This window comes from Mycolicibacterium arseniciresistens (assembly GCF_030519285.1).
Classification (GTDB): domain Bacteria; phylum Actinomycetota; class Actinomycetes; order Mycobacteriales; family Mycobacteriaceae; genus Mycobacterium; species Mycobacterium arseniciresistens.
The window spans coordinates 1-16,332 of the sequence record NZ_JAUMSQ010000073.1 but is presented as its reverse complement, the minus strand read 5'-3'; the positions used below and the strand labels follow the sequence as shown (position 1 = coordinate 16,332).

Annotated in this window: 21 protein-coding genes and 1 pseudogene; 9 read left to right on the top strand and 13 right to left on the bottom strand. The window is 71.1% G+C overall.

All coding sequences use genetic code 11. The features are described 5' to 3' along the window. On the bottom strand, positions 1–1,270 hold a 1,270-nt coding region (locus tag Q2100_RS12430), incomplete at its 3' end, for an acyl-CoA dehydrogenase family protein (RefSeq protein WP_302914295.1). A 198-nt stretch (positions 1,271–1,468) separates the two neighbouring features. On the opposite strand from Q2100_RS12430, the gene kstR reads away from it, so the two are divergent. The 3 genes from kstR to Q2100_RS12415 are packed head-to-tail and all read left to right on the top strand — an operon-like array spanning position 1,469 to position 3,900. Further along, positions 1,469–2,131, top strand: coding sequence for a cholesterol catabolism transcriptional regulator KstR (kstR, locus tag Q2100_RS12425; protein ID WP_302471824.1), 663 nt, complete (start codon positions 1,469–1,471; stop codon positions 2,129–2,131). 55 nt (positions 2,132–2,186) lie between these two features. Next, a complete protein-coding gene (gene otsB / locus Q2100_RS12420) occupies positions 2,187–2,930 on the top strand; it encodes a trehalose-phosphatase (protein ID WP_302914294.1) in 744 nt (247 codons plus the stop codon). A gap of 43 nt (positions 2,931–2,973) precedes the next feature. Continuing rightward, complete coding sequence (locus Q2100_RS12415; protein WP_302914293.1) at positions 2,974–3,900, top strand: aminoglycoside phosphotransferase/kinase family protein; 927 nt, start codon at positions 2,974–2,976, stop codon at positions 3,898–3,900. Here the strand turns inward: Q2100_RS12415 and Q2100_RS12410 are convergent. From Q2100_RS12410 to Q2100_RS12395, 4 genes are read right to left on the bottom strand one after another with little or no spacing between them, the layout of a single operon-like run. Then, positions 3,897–4,997, bottom strand: coding sequence for an Rv3575c family transcriptional regulator (locus tag Q2100_RS12410; RefSeq protein WP_302914292.1), 1,101 nt, complete (start codon positions 4,995–4,997; stop codon positions 3,897–3,899). The two genes, Q2100_RS12415 and Q2100_RS12410, sit on opposite strands and share 4 nt — an antisense overlap. Before the next feature lie 53 nt (positions 4,998–5,050). After that, positions 5,051–5,917, bottom strand: coding sequence for a metal ABC transporter permease (locus tag Q2100_RS12405; RefSeq protein WP_302914291.1), 867 nt, complete (start codon positions 5,915–5,917; stop codon positions 5,051–5,053). Beyond that, positions 5,918–6,703 carry a metal ABC transporter ATP-binding protein gene (locus Q2100_RS12400; RefSeq protein ID WP_302914290.1) on the bottom strand — a complete coding sequence of 262 codons (786 nt, stop codon included), beginning with the start codon at positions 6,701–6,703 and terminating at the stop codon, positions 5,918–5,920. Continuing rightward, positions 6,690–7,688 (bottom strand): metal ABC transporter solute-binding protein, Zn/Mn family, encoded by a 999-nt coding sequence (locus Q2100_RS12395; RefSeq protein WP_302914297.1) that lies wholly within the window; start codon positions 7,686–7,688, stop codon positions 6,690–6,692. Before Q2100_RS12395 ends, Q2100_RS12400 begins: the two co-directional genes overlap by 14 nt. 104 nt (positions 7,689–7,792) lie before the next feature. On the opposite strand from Q2100_RS12395, the gene Q2100_RS12390 reads away from it, so the two are divergent. Beyond that, positions 7,793–8,941: a GTP-binding protein gene (locus Q2100_RS12390; protein ID WP_302914289.1), complete on the top strand. Its 1,149-nt coding sequence runs from the start codon at positions 7,793–7,795 to the stop codon at positions 8,939–8,941. Positions 8,942–8,954: 13 nt separating this feature from the next. Here Q2100_RS12390 and Q2100_RS12385 read toward each other — a convergent pair whose 3' ends face one another. The 3 genes from Q2100_RS12385 to Q2100_RS12375 all read right to left on the bottom strand — a co-directional run bounded on the left by Q2100_RS12385 (position 8,955) and on the right by Q2100_RS12375 (position 10,549). Then, entirely contained in the window at positions 8,955–9,344 is a 390-nt protein-coding gene (locus tag Q2100_RS12385; protein WP_302914288.1) for a hypothetical protein, read from the bottom strand. Further along, positions 9,328–9,594: a type B 50S ribosomal protein L31 gene (locus tag Q2100_RS12380; protein ID WP_302914287.1), complete on the bottom strand. Its 267-nt coding sequence runs from the start codon at positions 9,592–9,594 to the stop codon at positions 9,328–9,330. The genes Q2100_RS12385 and Q2100_RS12380 overlap by 17 nt, the downstream gene beginning before the upstream one ends. Positions 9,595–9,700: 106 nt before the next feature. Continuing rightward, positions 9,701–10,549 (bottom strand): sulfurtransferase, encoded by an 849-nt coding sequence (locus Q2100_RS12375; RefSeq protein WP_302914286.1) that lies wholly within the window; start codon positions 10,547–10,549, stop codon positions 9,701–9,703. 31 nt (positions 10,550–10,580) lie between these two features. Between Q2100_RS12375 and bluB the strand changes: the two genes are divergently transcribed. Both bluB and Q2100_RS12365 read left to right on the top strand, forming a co-directional pair. Then, complete coding sequence (bluB, locus tag Q2100_RS12370) at positions 10,581–11,267, top strand: 5,6-dimethylbenzimidazole synthase (protein WP_302914285.1); 687 nt, start codon at positions 10,581–10,583, stop codon at positions 11,265–11,267. Between the two features lie 30 nt (positions 11,268–11,297). Further along, entirely contained in the window at positions 11,298–12,056 is a 759-nt protein-coding gene (locus tag Q2100_RS12365) for a LamB/YcsF family protein (RefSeq protein ID WP_302914296.1), read from the top strand. On the opposite strand, the gene Q2100_RS12360 is transcribed toward Q2100_RS12365, so the two are convergent. Then, positions 12,053–12,379, bottom strand: coding sequence for an ArsR/SmtB family transcription factor (locus tag Q2100_RS12360; protein WP_302914284.1), 327 nt, complete (start codon positions 12,377–12,379; stop codon positions 12,053–12,055). The two genes, Q2100_RS12365 and Q2100_RS12360, sit on opposite strands and share 4 nt — an antisense overlap. A gap of 96 nt (positions 12,380–12,475) precedes the next feature. Between Q2100_RS12360 and Q2100_RS12355 the strand changes: the two genes are divergently transcribed. Then, positions 12,476–13,678, top strand: coding sequence for an MFS transporter (locus tag Q2100_RS12355; protein ID WP_302914283.1), 1,203 nt, complete (start codon positions 12,476–12,478; stop codon positions 13,676–13,678). Between the two features lie 22 nt (positions 13,679–13,700). Here Q2100_RS12355 and rpsR read toward each other — a convergent pair whose 3' ends face one another. The 4 genes from rpsR to rpmB are packed head-to-tail and all read right to left on the bottom strand — an operon-like array spanning position 13,701 to position 14,663. After that, entirely contained in the window at positions 13,701–13,955 is a 255-nt protein-coding gene (gene rpsR / locus Q2100_RS12350; RefSeq protein ID WP_302914282.1) for a 30S ribosomal protein S18, read from the bottom strand. A 2-nt stretch (positions 13,956–13,957) separates the two neighbouring features. Beyond that, on the bottom strand, positions 13,958–14,263 hold the full coding sequence (rpsN, locus tag Q2100_RS12345) for a 30S ribosomal protein S14 (RefSeq protein WP_302914281.1): 306 nt from the start codon (positions 14,261–14,263) through the stop codon (positions 13,958–13,960). Next, positions 14,263–14,427, bottom strand: a complete 165-nt coding sequence (gene rpmG / locus Q2100_RS12340; protein WP_302914280.1) for a 50S ribosomal protein L33 — start codon at positions 14,425–14,427, stop codon at positions 14,263–14,265. The genes rpsN and rpmG overlap by 1 nt, the downstream gene beginning before the upstream one ends. Further along, complete coding sequence (gene rpmB, locus Q2100_RS12335; protein WP_269892992.1) at positions 14,427–14,663, bottom strand: 50S ribosomal protein L28; 237 nt, start codon at positions 14,661–14,663, stop codon at positions 14,427–14,429. The genes rpmG and rpmB overlap by 1 nt, the downstream gene beginning before the upstream one ends. Positions 14,664–14,771: 108 nt before the next feature. Between rpmB and mrf the strand changes: the two genes are divergently transcribed. Together mrf and Q2100_RS12325 are read left to right on the top strand one after the other, a co-directional pair. Continuing rightward, a complete protein-coding gene (mrf, locus tag Q2100_RS12330; RefSeq protein ID WP_302914279.1) occupies positions 14,772–15,986 on the top strand; it encodes a ribosome hibernation factor-recruiting GTPase MRF in 1,215 nt (404 codons plus the stop codon). 9 nt (positions 15,987–15,995) lie between these two features. Then, positions 15,996–16,332: pseudogene (locus Q2100_RS12325) on the top strand (MBL fold metallo-hydrolase); the annotation flags it as partial.

Genomic DNA, 16,332 nt, shown 5'->3' with positions numbered 1-16,332 from the left:
GGTCGGGCCGGTCGACCCCGGCCGCGGCCAGCTCCTGGTCGATCAGCAGCTGCTCGGCCGGACCGGCCCCGCGCCCGTGCGGCGGCGGCCAGTGCGGCGCCTGCAGGCCGGCCTCGGCGAGCGCGGCCTGCCGCCGGTCCTGCGGCAGCGCGGCGACGTCGGCCACGGCGGAGGCGATCTCGGCACGCAGGTGCTCCACCGAGTCGAGGTCGATGCGCAGCCGGCGCCGGACGCCCTGCTGGGTGAGGGTGGCGACGCGCCGAAGCCAGCGTGGCCGCCCGCCCAGGAACTGCGAGATGCCGTACGCGCGACGCAGATACAGGTGCGCGTCGTGTTCCCAGGTGATGCCGATGCCGCCCAGCACCTGGATGCCGTCCTTGGCGTTGGCCTTGGCCGACTCGATGCCGGTGGCGGCCGCCACGGCCGCGGCGATCGACAGCTGGTCGTCGTCGGACTCGGCTGCGGCCCGGGCCGCGTCCGCCGCGGCCACTGACGCCTGCTCCGAGCGCAACAGCATCTCGGCGCACATGTGCTTGATGGCCTGGAAGCTGCCGATCGGCTTGCCGAACTGCTCGCGCACCTTGGCGTAGTCGGTGGCGGTGCGCAACAGCCAGTGCGCCAGCCCCGCGGCCTCGGCAGCCAGCACCGTCGCGGCCAGGTCGGCGAACCGTCGCGCCGAGACCGGCAGTTCGGTCGCCGGTGCTCCGTCGAGCACCACCCGCGCAAGCGGACGGGAGAAGTCGGTCGGCGTCAGCGGTTCCACCATCACGCCGTCCGCCCCGGCGTCGATCAGCAGCACCTTGTCACCCGCGGAGAGCAGCAGCAGACCGGCTGGTTCGGCGCCGAGCACGTGGCCCGCGGTGCCCGAGACCCGGTTCCCTTCCACCCGCACGTCGGTGTCCAGCGCGACGCCCGCGGTGCGTTCACCCGTCATCAGCGCCTCGAGCCACTCACCGGGCGCGACGAGTGTCGCCAGCGCCGTCGTGGCGACCGGTCCCGGCACCAGCGCGGCCGCCGCCTCCTCGACCATCGCGCACAGGTCGGCGATCGTGCCGCCGGCGCCGCCTTGGTCTTCGTCGACCGCCACACCGAAGATGCCTAGTTCGGCCAGGCCTGCGTACGGGGCCTTCCAGGCGTCGCGGTCGCCCTGCTCCACGTCGCGGGCGGCGCTCACCGCATTCGAGCCGGCGGCCCAGCTCCGCACCAGTTCACGGGCAGCGGACTGCTCGTCAGTGCCGGACTCCGACCCCGACATGACCGACTGGGTCATCTACCGGCCTCCTAGCCTAGGGCGAGAAGGACATGCTTCTCACTAGAACGTGTTCTAATGGTGCCAGCGTTCGACCGTCAAGTCGACCGGCATCACAGCAGGACAGGTCGCTGCTGCAGCGGCACTGAGGTGAGAAAATGGGGTTGGGCATGCGTATCGTTTCGAGTGGATACGCACGATGAAGGAGTTTTCCGCTGCATGTCGTCGCCAGCACAATCTTCGGGCTCGGACTCGCGGCCACGTGAGGTGATGAACGTGTCGGTCCTCGCGGAATCCGAACTCGGCTCCGAAGCGCAGCGGGAGCGGCGCAAGCGCATCCTGGACGCGACCCTGGCCATCGCCTCCAAGGGCGGCTACGAAGCCGTGCAGATGCGCGCCGTCGCCGAACGCGCCGACGTCGCCGTCGGCACCCTGTACCGCTACTTCCCCTCGAAGGTGCACCTGCTCGTCTCGGCGCTCGGCCGGGAGTTCGAGCGCATCGACGCCAAGACCGACCGCGCCGCCCTGTCGGGTGGGACTCCCTACCAGCGGCTGAACTTCATGGTCGGCAAGCTCAACCGCGCCATGCAGCGCAACCCGCTGCTGACCGAGGCGATGACGCGCGCGTTCGTGTTCGCCGACGCCTCGGCCGCCGGTGAGGTCGACCACGTCGGCAAGCTGATGGACTCGATGTTCGCCCGCGCGATGAGCGACGGCGAACCCACCGAGGACCAGTACCACATCGCCCGCGTGATCTCCGACGTGTGGTTGTCGAACCTGCTGGCCTGGCTGACCCGCCGGGCGTCGGCCACGGACGTGAGCAAGCGGCTGGACCTCGCGGTGCGGCTGCTGATCGGCGACGGGGACCACCCCAAGATCTGAGGCAGGGGGAAGGTCCGGCGGGCAGGAGCGAAGCGACCCGGGGAATGATGGCGTTGTGCTCCCTGCCGATCTGACCTGCGCGCTCGACGGCCTCGCCGCCACACCCCGCCTGCTCGTCGTCTCCGACTTCGACGGGACGCTGGCGCCGATCGTCAGCGATCCGTCCGCCGCCCGCGCCCTGCCCGCCTCCGCCGAGGCGCTGACCGCGCTGGCCGACCTTCCCGACACCGACGCGGCCCTGGTGTCCGGTCGAGCGCTGGGCGTGCTGCGCGACCTGTCGGCGATGCCGGCGGCGGTGCACCTGGTGGGCAGTCACGGCGCGGAGTTCAATACCGGCTTCACCCACGATGTCGATCAGGAGCTGCTGGCACGGATCGTCGCCGAACTGCGCGAGATCGCCGCGGACCGGCCGGGGGTGACGGTGGAGACGAAGCCGGCGAGCGTGGCGCTGCACGTGCGCAACGCGAGCCCGGCCGACGGTGAGGCCGCACTGGCCGCCGCGAAGGAGGCGGCCACGGCCTGGGATGCGCAGGCCACCGCAGGCAAGGCCGTGCTGGAGTTCGCGGTGATCTCCACCGACAAGGGCGAGGCCGTCGACATCCTTCGTGAGCAGACCGGTGCGACGGCGGTGATCTTCCTCGGCGACGACGTCACCGACGAGAAGGCCTTCCGCCGGATGCGCGACGGCGACGTCGGGGTGAAGGTCGGGCCGGGCGAGTCGCTGGCGGTCTACCGGGTCGACGCACCCGAGGACGTCGCCGAGGCGCTCGGGTACCTGCTGGCCGCGCGGCGCGGCTGAAAAGGGTTCGACCCCGGTCACTTCGGCGGCCATACTGGCGCGGATGCTGACTCCCGACGACATCGCCGCGCGTACCGCCCGCGCCGTCGCGGCGGCCGCCGCGGCAGGCCGCGACCTCGGAATCCGGTTCGACGAACCGAGAGTGCTCTACGACGTCTTCTCGGTGATCGTCCATCTGGCGCCTGCGCCGGTGGTAGTCCGGGTGCCGACGGTGCTGCCGCGGTCGATGGCCGCCGATCCCGACCGGCAGGCGGCGCAGCAGCGCTCGGAGCTGGCGGTGGCGGGGTGGCTCGCCGACCGCGGACATCCGGTCGTACCGCCCTCACCTCTGGTGGCACGCGAACCCGTTCGGCGCGACGGCTTTTCGATGACGTTCTGGCAGTATCTCGACGAGATACCCGATGCGGAGCCGGACTGGCCGCGACGCTGCGAGGCGACCGCGCGGCTGCATGCCGCGCTGCGTGATTGCGACGCAGCGGAACTGGGATTCTGGACGCAGTTCACCAGCTACATCCCCGAGGGTCTCGCGGACCTTTCCCGGCGGCCCGACCTGATCGCACCCGCGGATGTGGCACGCGCGCAGGAGGAGTGGGCGAAGATCGCACCGGTCTTCGCGTCGCGGGCGGCGTTCGAGGCCGAGTTCCCCGGCGTGGACGTGCAGCCGATCCACGGCGACGCACCCTTCTACAACATGATCGCGACGTCGTCAGGCGAGTACTGGTCGGACTTCGAGCTGGTCACACTCGGTGCCGTGGAGTCCGACCTCGCGCTCGCGGGTGCCGAGGGGGTGGCCGCCTACGATGCGGCCGCGGCGCGGCTGGGGATGCGAATGCTCGACTCACGGGTGCTCGCGCTCACCGAGGCCGCCGGCCGGCTCGCCGCGGTCGCAGCCCTGGCGATGGCGCCGCAGCTGCCGATGCTCGCCGACGCGCTGCGTCCGACGGTCGACGAGTGGCGCTCGCAGGACTAGGCGGGTGGACCGGACGTGCGGCCGCGGATCAGCTCGGTGTCGAGCAGTTCGACCTCCGGCAGCCCCGACCGCGGCGGGTGGTGCAGCAACCGGCCGGCGCGCCTGCCCTTGTCCATGCTGGGTTGCACCACGGTGGTCAGGCCGCGGCGCAGCGCGTCGGGGATGCCGTCGAAACCCGTCACGGTCATCTGGCCGGGCACGTAGATGCCGCGGCCGCGCAGGTGGTCCATCGCCGACAGCGCCAGCACGTCGGCGGTGCACATCAGCGCGGTGATCCGCGGATTGGCGTTCAGCGCCACCTCGGCCGCGGCCCCGCCGGACGAGGGCAGGTGCTCGTAACTCTCGACCACCGTCAGCGATCCGCGTGACAGTCCGGCCGCGGCGAGTGCGTCGTACACCCCGTTGACGCGTTCGCGCTGAACGTGGAAGTGGGGCGTGGACAACCGCTGCGGGTCGGCCACCGCCGGCTTGACCGTGCCGTTCGGCGGCTCCATGCCCAGCCGCATCGTCAGCAGTCCGATCTGCCGATGGCCCAGTCCGACAACGTGTTCGGCGAGGCGGCGCATCGCCGACCGGTCGTCGATGCCGACCCGCGACAGGCCCGGCACGTCCTTGGGCTGGTCGACCACCACCACCGGCAGGTGCCGCTGCTGGACCACAGGAAGGTACGGGTCGTCGTCGGAGGCGGAGTACACCACGAAGCCGTCGACCCCGGCGGCCAGCACGGCGGCCGACCCGTCCTCGACGCTGCGGTTGGGCCCGATGGCCACCAGGAGCAGGCCCTGTCCGGCCTCCTCACATGATTCGGCAAGGCCGGCAACGAAATCGAGGGCCGCCGGATCGCTGAACGAGTAGTTGAGCGGCTCGGTGATCATCAGCCCCACCGCACCGGCCCGGCGGGTGCGCAGTGAGCGGGCCACCGGATCCGGTCCGGGATAGCCGAGTTGCTTGGCAGCGGCGAAGATTCGGTCACGCAGGTCCGACGACAACTGGTCGGGCCGGTTGTACGCGTTGGAGATCGTGGTCCGCGACACCTTGAGTTCGGCGGCCAGTGAGGCCAGGGTCGCACGCCGGCGCGGGTGCGGACTCCTCGACATGCTGTGTCAGGTTAGCGGACGCGCCGTCGACGGCGAGTCCGGTGCCGTCGGCGTCAGGTGACGAGCACGCGGTTCGCCGACGACCGCAGCCCGCGCTGCCCCGCCCACACCACCGCCCAGACCGCGCACGCGATGGTGACGACGACGAAGCTCGGCGGGGCGTTGAACATCGCCGACACTCCCAGTCCCAGCCACACCGACACGAGGCTGATCAGCGTCGCGACGCCGATCGCCGCGGGGGGCCGTGGCGTGAGCATGATGGCCGCGGCCGCCGGGGTGACGACGAGCGCGAACAGCAGCAGCGTTCCGACAGCTTGCACGGCCATCGTCACGGTCAGGCCCAGCAGCACCATGAACGTGATGGACAGCCCGCGCACCGGCACTCCGCGGGCGTCGGCCACCTGCGCGTTGATCGAGGTGAACAGCAGCGGCCGGTAGATGACGCCGATGCTGAGCACCACCATCGCGAGCAGCACGGCGAAGGTGAGCAGTTGCTGATCGGTGATGGCCAGCAGGTTGCCGAACAGCACGTTGGTCAGGGTGCTCGAGTTGCGGGTGGCCAGCGAGTTGAACAGCAGACCGAGACCGGTGGCCATCGCCAGCACGGTTCCGGTGGCGACCTCCCGGTCGGCGGCGCGGCGCCCCAGCGCGCCGATGACCAGTGCTCCCCCGACACAGAACACCCCGAGGCCGAGCACCACCGGCAGACCGAGCAGCACGGCGCCGGTGGCTCCGGGCAGACCGATGTGCGCGAGCGCGTGCGCGGCGAACGCCGTGTTGCGCACGACGACGAAGTAGCCGATGAGCCCGGCGGCCAGCGCCACCAGGGTGCCGCCGACCAGGGCGTTGCGCATGAAGCTCGACGTCAGGATCTGCCACCAGTTCTCCTGGTAGCCCAACGCCACCAAAGTCGTGGTCACTCAAGTCCTCCGCACGTACAGGTCGCCCTGTGGAGTGTGCACGACCTCGACCGTGGTGCCGTACAGGTGGGTCAGCAGTTCCTCGTCGACGACGCCGTCGATGGTGTCGTAGTGCGGGTGCCCGTCGAGCAGGTAGACCGCACCGGTGAGCACCCCGAGCAGCGGGTTCAGATCGTGGGCGACGACCAGGATGGTCACGCCCAGCTCGGCGTTGATGCGGCCGAGCAGCGAGACCATCTCGCGCTGGTTGCGCGGGTCCAGCGATGCCAGCGGCTCGTCGAGGATCAGCATCTCGGGGCCGCTCACCAGCGCCTCGGCCAGGGCGACGCGCTGTCGCTGCCCGCCGGAGAGCTGCGACAGCCGCTTGTCGGCCAGCTCGGTCGCGTCGACGGCGGCGAGCACCTCGTCGACCCGCATGCGCTGGTCACGGTTCGCGACGCCGAAACCCCAGCGGTGTCCGTTGAGTCCGAGCGTCACCGCGTCGCGCACCCGGATGGCCTCACCGGTGTGTGAGCCGATTGTCTGTGGCACGTAGCCGATGCGTTCGTTGTCGGTGCCCGGCGGGCGGCCGAACACCTGGACCCGTCCCGCGGAGACGGGCAGCACTCCGAGCACCACCTGCAGCAGGGTGGTCTTGCCGGTGCCGTTGGAGCCGATGACCGCGACGATCCCGCCCGCGGGGATCTCGAAGTCGGCCTGCGACCAGACCGTGCGCCCGCCACGGGCAACGGCGGCGCCCTCGAAGGCGAGCGCCGGTGCAGCGGAGACCGGATCAGGCAGGGACACCAAGTGCCTTCGCGAGTGCGGTCAACTGGTCGACCTGCCACGACTGAAACGACGAGGTATCTGCGGGCACCGTCTCGGTCACCTCGACGACCGGCACGCCCGACTTTTCGGCCGCTGCCCGGATCTGCTGTGGCACAGAGCCTTCGGTCTGAACGTTGTAGACCAGGACATCCACTCCGCGATCCTCGAGCAGCCGCAGGAACGCGTCGAGGTCGGCGGGCGACGGGTCGGTCTCGCTCGCCGAGGCAGTCCGATAGCCCTCGGGCGTGCGGTCGGTCAGGCCGACGGCGGCGGCCATGTCGTCGAAGACGCTCTCGGTGGCGGCGTAGGTCTTGCCGGACGGGCCGGCCTTTATCGACGAGATCAGCTCGTCGTACGGCACCAGCGACTCGCCGAACTGAGCCCGCCGCTCGTCGAAGTAGCCCTTGGCCTCCGGTGCGAGCTTTCCGAGCTCGGCGGTGACGGTGTCGGCGACCGTCGTGACCGCGGTGGGGCTGTACCAGGCGTGCGGGTTCGGTTCGCCGTCCTCATGTGCGTGGGCGTGGTCTGCGCCGGCCTCGTGGGCGTGTTCTTCGCCGGCCCCGTGCGCGGGCTCGTCGTGCCCGGCCTCGCCGCCGCCCGCTTCGAGCGCGTTGACCAGCGGTGCGTCCGGCGCCGAGCCGGCCGCCAGCTTGGCGGCCCACTCGTCGTAGTGACCGCCGTTGATGACGACCAGCTGGGCGTCCTCGAACAGCGCGGCATCCTTGGGCGCGGGCTCGAAGTCGTGCGGATCGACGGCCGAGCCGGCGAGCACCGTGGTGACCTTCGCGCACTGCCCGCCCAGCTCGGAGACGATGTCGCCCCACTGGTCGACGCTCACCACCACCGACACCGGATCGGTGGGGCACGCCGGCGCGCTGGATTGCGCCGGGGCCGACGAGCTCTGGTCGCCGTTGCCGCAGGCCGCCGTGCCCAAGGGCAGGACCAGCAGGACACCGGCGGCCATTGTGCGGACCGCAACGCGCTTCGTCGTCACCCGATAACGATAACGGTTTGCATTATCGGTGGCGAACCGAGGTCACTGTTAATGAAAATGATTATCATCAAGCCATGTCCAGCCCCGCGGCGCGCCCGCTCCCCGTCACCGTCCTCTCCGGATTCCTCGGCGCGGGGAAGACCACACTGCTCAACCACATCCTGGCCAACCGGGAGGGACGGCGGGTGGCGGTGATCGTCAACGACATGAGCGAGGTGAACGTCGACGCCGCGCTGATCGCCGCCGGCGGCCATCTCGGCCGCACCGAGGAGCGGCTCGTCGAACTGACCAACGGGTGCATCTGCTGCACCCTGCGGGAAGACCTCGTCGAAGCGGTCGGCGAGCTGGCCCGGCAGCAGCGGTTCGACCAGCTGGTGATCGAGTCGACGGGCATCTCCGAACCCATGCCGGTGGCCGCCACGTTCAGCTGGGAGTTCGACGACGGCTTCAGCCTCGCCCGCGTGGCGCGGCTGGACACCCTGGTCACCGTCGTCGACACCTCCACGTTCCTCTCCGAGATCGCCAAGGGTGAGGCGCTGGCCGACCGCGACATGACCGCGGGCGAAGGCGATGCCCGCAGCGTCGCGGACCTCCTCGTCGACCAGGTCGAGTTCGCCGACGTGATCCTGCTCAACAAGACCGACCTGGTGCCGCCCGCGCGGCTCGGCGCGGTGGAGACCGTCGTGCGGCGGCTCAACCCGACCGCCAAGATCCTGCACACGCAGCGCGGCGTCGTCGACATCGGCGAGGTCCTCGACACCGGACTCTTCGACCCGGTCGCCGCGGCGGAGGCGCCCGGCTGGGACGAGGAGATCGCCGACGGCCACACCCCCGAGACCGAGGAGTACGGCATCGCTTCGATGACCTTCCGTGCCGACCGGCCGCTCCACCCGCAGCGGTTGTTCGACGCGCTCGACGAGGTGCGGGGCGTGTTGCGCAGCAAGGGGTTCTGCTGGATCGCGAGCAGGCCGGAGATCGCCGCGATCTGGTCACAGGCGGGGCCCAACCTGGTGATCGAGCCGGCCCAGTTCTGGTCGGCGACCGAGCTGCAGCCCGGCCAGGAGATCGTGCTGATCGGGGTGCGGCTCAACCGGGACCGGATCCAGGCGCTGCTGGTCTCTGCGCTGCTGACCGACGACGAGGTCGCCCTCGGAGCGCAGGGATGGGCGACGATGCCCGATCCGCTACCGGCCTGGGGAGTCACCCACAGCCACGCCCACTGAGCACCCGGGCCGGTCAGTTCATCCGGCCCGCCCTGGCGAGGTTCAGCTCGGCGCGCAGCCGCACCGGCAGCGTCTCGCGGGTCCAGCGGCCGGCGCGGATCCAGTCACACGCGGCCCGCACGTCGTCGCCCGTCACGACCGGGCCGATCCACTGCACCGCGGCCACCGGCACCCGCTCCGCGGTGCACGGCTGCAGCAGCAGCATCGGGCCGCCCGGGGAACGCGTCGCGCAGGTCAGCTCGCCGAGCAGGCATCGGGTGACCACCAGGATCGCGTGCGGGCACTGCGAGACCACGGCACGCAGTGCAGGCATCAGGCCGTCGTCGGGTGGGGTGCCACAGGCCGTGCAGACGGCGAGGGTGAAAGGCCGTCCGGTGGCCCGCTGTTCATCGGGAGCCGGCACGGCGACCGTAGCGGCGGTGGAACTTCTCGATCTGGCCCGCGCTGTCGGTATGGCGCTGCGTTCCCGTCCAGAACGGGTGGGAGTCCGCGGACACCTCGACCACGACGAGCGGATAGGTGTGGACGCCTTCGGGCGTCACCCACTCGGTGGTGCGCGACGACGTGATCGTCGACCGGGTCAGGAAGGCGGCGCCGGTGTTGGCGTCCTGGAACACCACGGGGTGGTAGTCGGGATGGATGCCGGTTTTCACGATCTGACTCCGTTCCGCGCACCCGTCAAGGCGCCGCTATCGACAATCGTTTCCAACAACGACGTTACCCGTTAGTGGAAACAATTTTCAATAACGATGCCGCGCGTCAGTGACCGACGGCCACCGGCCGGGTGGCGTCCGAAGACCACTGCGACCACGAACCGGGGAACAGCTCAGCCTCGACGCCCGCGGCACGCAACGCCGCGATGGTCACCGCGGCGGTGACCCCGGATCCGCAGTACACGCCGACTCCGGGAGCCACTGTGGCGCCGTGCGATTCGAAGATCCCGGTGAGGTCCGCCGTCGGCAGGAAGGTGCCGTCGGCGGCGAGCGCGGCCGTGCTCGGCGCGTTGCGCGCGCCCGGGATGTGGCCGGCCACCGGGTCGACGGGTTCGACCTCACCGCGGAAGCGTTCGGGGGCACGGGCGTCGAGAAGCACGCCGCCGTAGCCGGCGACGTCGTCGGCGGTCAGCGTGGGGAGCGCGCCTGCGTACAGATCGTCGTACGCGACGCTGACGTCGCCGAGAGCCGGGGTGACCGCGCCCGGTTCGACGGCGCCGCCCGCCCGCCGCCACGCAGCGAACCCGCCGTCGAGGATCCGGACCCCGGAGATGCCTGCCGCGCTCAGCACCCACCACGCCCGGGCCGACCCCGCGCGATTCCAGTCGTCGTAGACGACGGTCGGCACACCGTCGCGCACACCCCACCCGCGTGCCGCCGACTCGACGGCGCGGCCGGCAGGCAGTGGATGGCGGCCGCGACCGGTGACGGCGTGGTCGGACAGCTCGTCCTCGAGCGAGACGTACACCGCTCCGGGCAGATGACCGCGCAGGTAGGCGTCGCGGCCGTCGGGTTCGGTGAGCTGCCAGCGCACGTCGAGCAGGGTGACCGGCCGCCCGTCGGCGAGCAGGCGGAGCAGTTCGTCGGCGGTGATGAGGACGTCGGCACGGGCCACTTCTCGATGGTGCCATCCCTAAGCTGGGCCGGTGACCGACCATGCGTTCAGCGCCGCCGAGCGGCGCGCCGTCTACCGGGTGATCGCCGAGCGGCGCGACATGCGCCGGTTCGTGGCGGGCGCGACGCTCGACGAGGAGGTGCTCGGGCGGCTGCTGCAGGCGGCGCACGCCGCGCCCAGCGTGGGGCTGATGCAGCCGTGGCGCTTCATCCGTATCACCGACGGTGGACTGCGGCGCCGCATCCACGCACTGGTCGACGAGGAGCGGCTGCGGACCGCCGAGGCGCTCGGCCCCCGCGCGGCGGAGTTCCTGGCGCTGAAGGTCGAGGGCATCCTCGAGTGCGCCGAACTGCTGGTCGTTGCACTGGGCGACGACCGGGCGCGGCACGTGTTCGGCAGGCGCACCCTGCCGCAGATGGACCTCGCCTCGGTGTCGTGTGCGATCCAGAACCTGTGGCTGGCCGCCCGTGCCGAAGGCCTCGGCATGGGCTGGGTGTCGATCTTCGACCCGGACCGCCTCGGCGCGCTGCTCGGCCTGCCCGACGAGGCGCAGGCGGTGGCGGTGCTGTGCCTCGGCCCGGTGCCCGAGTTCCCCGACCGGCCCGCGCTCGAACTCGACCAGTGGACGCACGGTCGCCCACTGGCCGAGTTCGTCAGCGAGAACGCATGGCCCGCGGTAACACTCAGTGATCGTCTCGGGCCGGCCGCGCCGCACTAGGCTGGCGTCATGCCAACGGCTCGTGCCGATATGTCCGTCGACCTCAACGCCGACCTCGGTGAGGGCTTCGGGATCTGGGACCTCGGCGACGACGACGCGATGCTGGACATCGTCACCAGCGCCAACGTCGCCTGCGGCTTCCACGCCGGCGACCCGGCCCGGCTGGCGAGGGTCTGCCGGGCCGCCGCGGAGCGCGGCGTCCGGATCGGCGCGCAGGTGAGCTACCGCGACCTCGCAGGCTTCGGCCGCCGCTTCATCGACGCCACCGCCGAGGACCTCACCGGGGACGTGATGTACCAGATCGGTGCGCTGCAGGCGCTCGCCCATGCCGCAGGGTCACGGGTGTCCTACGTCAAACCTCATGGTGCGCTGTACAACTCGATAGTCAGCCATCACGGCCAGGCCAGGGCGGTGGCGGCCGCGGTGCACGCCGTCGATCCGGGGTTGCCGGTGCTCGGTCTGTCCGGGTCGGCGTTCTTCGCCGCCGCCGGGGAGCTCGGACTGCGCACGGTGCCGGAGGCGTTCGCCGACCGGGCCTACCGTGCCGACGGTCAACTGGTGTCGCGCCGCGAACCCAACGCGGTGCTCGGTGACGTCGGTGAGATCGTCGAACGGGTGGTGTCGATGGTGACCGCCGGCCGCGTCGACGCGGTCGACGGGTCGACGATCCCGATCTCCGTCGCCTCGGTCTGCGTGCACGGCGACTCACCGGGCGCGGTGGAGATCGCCACCGCGGTGCGGCGTCGCCTCACCGACGACGGCATCACCGTCGCACCGTTCACCGCCTAGCCGACCGTCTCCCGGTTGGCGCCCGCCACGACGGAACCGAGCAGACCCGGCAGCGCCGCATCCACCTCCTCGATCCGCAGTCGCTGGCAGGTGTGCCCGTCGAGAACGAGTCGCTCCGTGAGCCCCGCTTCGCGCAGGATCCGGAAATGGTGAGCGGCCGTCGACTTGTTGATGCCGTCGTAGAGCCCGCCGCACGCAACCGGAACGCCGGCGTTGAACAGCCGGCGCACCATCTCCAGCCGCACCGGGTCGCCGATGGCGCCGAGCACCTGCTGCACGGACGCGACCGGGTGGGTCGGGTAGGCGGCGGTTGGCGGTGTCATGTGTCCTTTGCCACGCGAAGTTTGATGAGGATCGAACCTAACGTACTCTCAGTTGAAGTTCGATGCCTGTCAAACCAATCATCGGGAGGGAACGGAGTGGTCGCGATCGAGCCTCCGCACGTCGACACCCAGCGCTGGGCGTACCCGCTGCTGCTGGTGCTCAGCGGTGTGGCGCTCGGCGTCTCGGGACTGCCCGCCCCGCTGTACGGCATCTACGAGTCCGCCTGGCACCTCTCGCCGCTGGCCACCACCGTCGTGTTCGGGGTCTATGCCGTCGCCGCGCTGGCCGCCGTGCTGGTGTCCGGCCGCATCTCCGACGTGGTGGGCCGCAAACCCGTCCTCGTCGGCGCACTGATCGCCCTGCTGGTCGGGCTCGGCGTCTTCCTGATCGCCGACAACATGGCGCTGCTGCTGGTGGCCCGCACGATCCACGGCGCGGCCGTCGGCTCCATCGTCGTCGCGGGCGCCGCCGCACTGCTCGATCTGCGGCCCCATCACGGCGTGCGCTCCGGCCAGCTGAGCGGGGTGAGCTTCAACATCGGCATGACCATCGCCATCGTCGGCTCCGCACTGCTGGCCCAGTACGCGCCGCACCCCCTGCGCACCCCGTATGCGGTGGTGGCCGTCCTGTGCCTGATCGTCGGCGTCGGCCTACTGGCCCTGCGCGAGCCGCACCTCGCCCGCAGCAGCGGACCCATCCGGATCGCACGTCCCGCCGTGCCGGCCGAGATTCGCGCCGACTTCTGGTTCGCCGCCCTCGGCGTGATGGCGTCGTGGTCGGTGCTCGGCGTCCTGCTGTCCCTGTACCCGTCGCTGGCCGCCCGCCAGACCCACATCGACAACCTGGTGTTCGGCGGCGCCGTCGTCGGCACCACCGCCTTCGCCGCCGCGCTGGCCCAACTCTTCGCCACCCGGGTGCCCGCCCGCCGCGCGGCCGTCGTCGGAGACGTCGGCATGGCGGTCGCGCTGCTCGTCACGATCCCGGTGCTGATGTCGCACCAGTGGCAGCTGGTGTTCGTCGCGGCCGCTCTGCTCGGCGCCACCTTCGGGCTCGGCTTCGGCGGCTCGCTGCGCCACCTGTCGGACGTGGTGCCCGCCGACCGTCGCGGCGAGACCATGTCGGCGTACTACCTGCTGGCCTACACCGCGATGGCGGTGCCGACGCTGATGGCCGGTTGGGCCGCGACACGCTGGGACATCACCGCGGTGTTCCCGTGGTTCGCCGGCGCCGTCGCGGCGGCCTGCCTGACGGCCGCCGCATTCGGCCTCCGCAGCACCCGCGCCGCCGCCCGCGCCTGACGCGCCAGGAGCAGTACGCCTATTAGGCGGGCCCCATGGGCAGCAGCGCCATCTCCCGGGCGTTCTTGATCGCGATCGCCACCTGACGCTGCTGCTGCACGGTCAACCCGGTAACGCGGCGCGACCGGATCTTGCCGCGCTCACTGATGAACGTGCGCAACAGCGGGACGTCCTTGTAGTCGACGCGGGTCACCCCCGCGGCTTTGAGCGGATTACGTTTCTGCCGTTTGGTTTCGGGTACGGGCGCGCGGCGCTGCCTCGGCTTCTTCTTCGCCATGCTCACCAACTCGACTTCCGGATACCGGGCAGCTCGCCGCGGTGGGCGAGTTCGCGGACCCGTACCCGCGACAGCCCGAACTTGCGCAGGTGCCCGCGCGGGCGGCCGTCGACCGCGTCGCGGTTGCGCAGCCGGACCGGGCTGGCGTCGCGGGGCATCCGCTGCAACGCCTGTTGCGCGGCCACTCTCTCCTCGACGGTGCCGGCCCGGCGGATGATCTCCTTGAGCTCACGGCGCCGTTCGGCGTAGCGGGCCACCGTCGCCCGCCGCCGCTCGTTCTTGACGATCTTCGACGTCTTCTTGGCCATCAGCGCTCCTCCCTGAAGTCGACGTGACGGCGCACCACGGGGTCGTACTTCTTCATGACCAGCCGGTCCGGATCGTTGCGGCGGTTCTTGCGCGTCACATACGTGTAGCCGGAGCCCGCGGTCGAGCGCAGCTTGACGATCGGGCGGATCTCGTTGCGCGCCATCAGATCTTCTCGCCTCGCGCCCGGATGCGGGCGACCACGGCCTCGATGCCGTCGCGGTCGATGACCTTGATCCCCTTCGCGCTGACCGTCAGCGTGACCCGGCGGCCCTGCGAGGGCAGGAAATAGGTCTTGCGCTGGATGTTGGGGTTCCAGCGGCGCGGGCTGCGCCGGTGCGAGTGCGAGACCGTGTTGCCGAATCCCGGCTTGCGCCCGGTGACCTGACAATGCGCGGACATGTCGCCCTCCCTTCTCTACTAATGACAATCGTTTTCGACAAGCGTCGACGGAGACGGTAGCGTAACCGCCGGGTAAATGAAAACGATTGTCAACACGACGGAGGTGTGATGCGGACACCGGTGGTCGTCGTCGCCGGCCAGGGCTACGTCAACAAGGTGAGCGATCTGCTGCTGCAGACGCCTGGCACCGTCGCGGTGGTACACCGCTTCGACGGTCAGGTGGTGGTGCGCGCGGTCGCGATCCGGCGGGGCGACCAGGTCGAGCTGTCCGAGTGGCCGCTGGAGCTGACAGGGGGCTGTGTCGGCTGCACCGTCCGCAACGATCTGCTGTTGCTGCTGCGCAGGCTGCACCGTCGCAGTGACGTCGACCGCATTGTGGTGCAGCTGCAACCGTGGCTGGAACCCGAACCCGTCTGCTGGGCGATCGAGAACATCCCGGTGCACGTCGGGCCGGGCTACATCGACGGCCCGGCCGGTCGCGATGTCCGTATCGAATCCGTGGTGACCTGTGTGGATTCCGCGGACTGGCTCGAGCAGGCGCTCGGTGAGGACGAACTGGACGACAACCGCACGGTGGCCCAGGTGGTGGTCGGGCAGGCCGAGTTCGCCGACGTGCTGGTGCTCACCGCACCGGAACCGAGGACACTGGCGGTGCTGCGCAGGCTGGCGCCAAGGGCCCGGCTCACCGTCGGCACCGACCACGTCGAGACGGCGCTGGCCAACCTCGAGCCCGACGCCCGCCGCGGCCGCGAGCACAACCCCCACGACCCGCTGCTGGCCGGCGAACCACCGCTGCGCGCCGACGGCGACATCCGGCTCGTCGAGTTCACCGCGCGCCGCCCGTTCCACCCGCACCGGCTGCACCAGGCCATCGACGACCTGCTCGACGGCGTGGTGCGGGTGCGCGGGCGGGCGTGGCTCGCCAGCCAGCCCGACGCCGTGGTCTGGATCGAATCCGCCGGCGGCGGACTGCATGTCGGCCACGCCGGCGAGTGGCTGGCCGCGATGTCGGCCAACCAGCGCGCCTACGTCGCACCCGACCGCTCCGCGCTGGCCGCACTGCACTGGGACGACCGGTTCGGCGACCGCCACGTGTCGATGACCGCGCTGCTGTGCGGCGCCGACCCCGAAGTGATCACCCGCGCCCTCAACCGCGCCCTGCTCACCGACGACGAGCTCGCCCGTCCCGGCGAGTGGCCGTCGTACCCCGACCCGTTCGGCGACTGGCACGAGGATCCCTGCGACGACCTGGACGAGGACGCGGCCAAGGACCCCGCGGTCAACGACGGCCACGACGGTGGCCAGGGCGCGGCGCCGCTCTAGGGTGGGGCCATGCGCCTTCGCGCCGGCCGGCCCGACCTCGATGCCCACGCCCACCTCTTCGACGCGCCCGCCGCCGACGCCGACAGCCCGCTGACCGTCACGTGGGCCGGCGTCACCACCCTGCTGGTCGACGACGGCACGTCGGCGCTGATGACCGACGGCTTCTTCTCCCGGCCCGGCCTGCTGTCGGTCGGACTGGGCCGGATCGCGCCGTCACTGCCACGGGTGGACGGCTGCCTCGCCCGGCTCGGCGTGCAGCGGCTCGACGCCGTGCTGCCGGTGCACACCCACTTCGACCACGCGCTCGACTCCGCCCTGGTCGCCGAGCGCACCGGCGCCGCGTTGG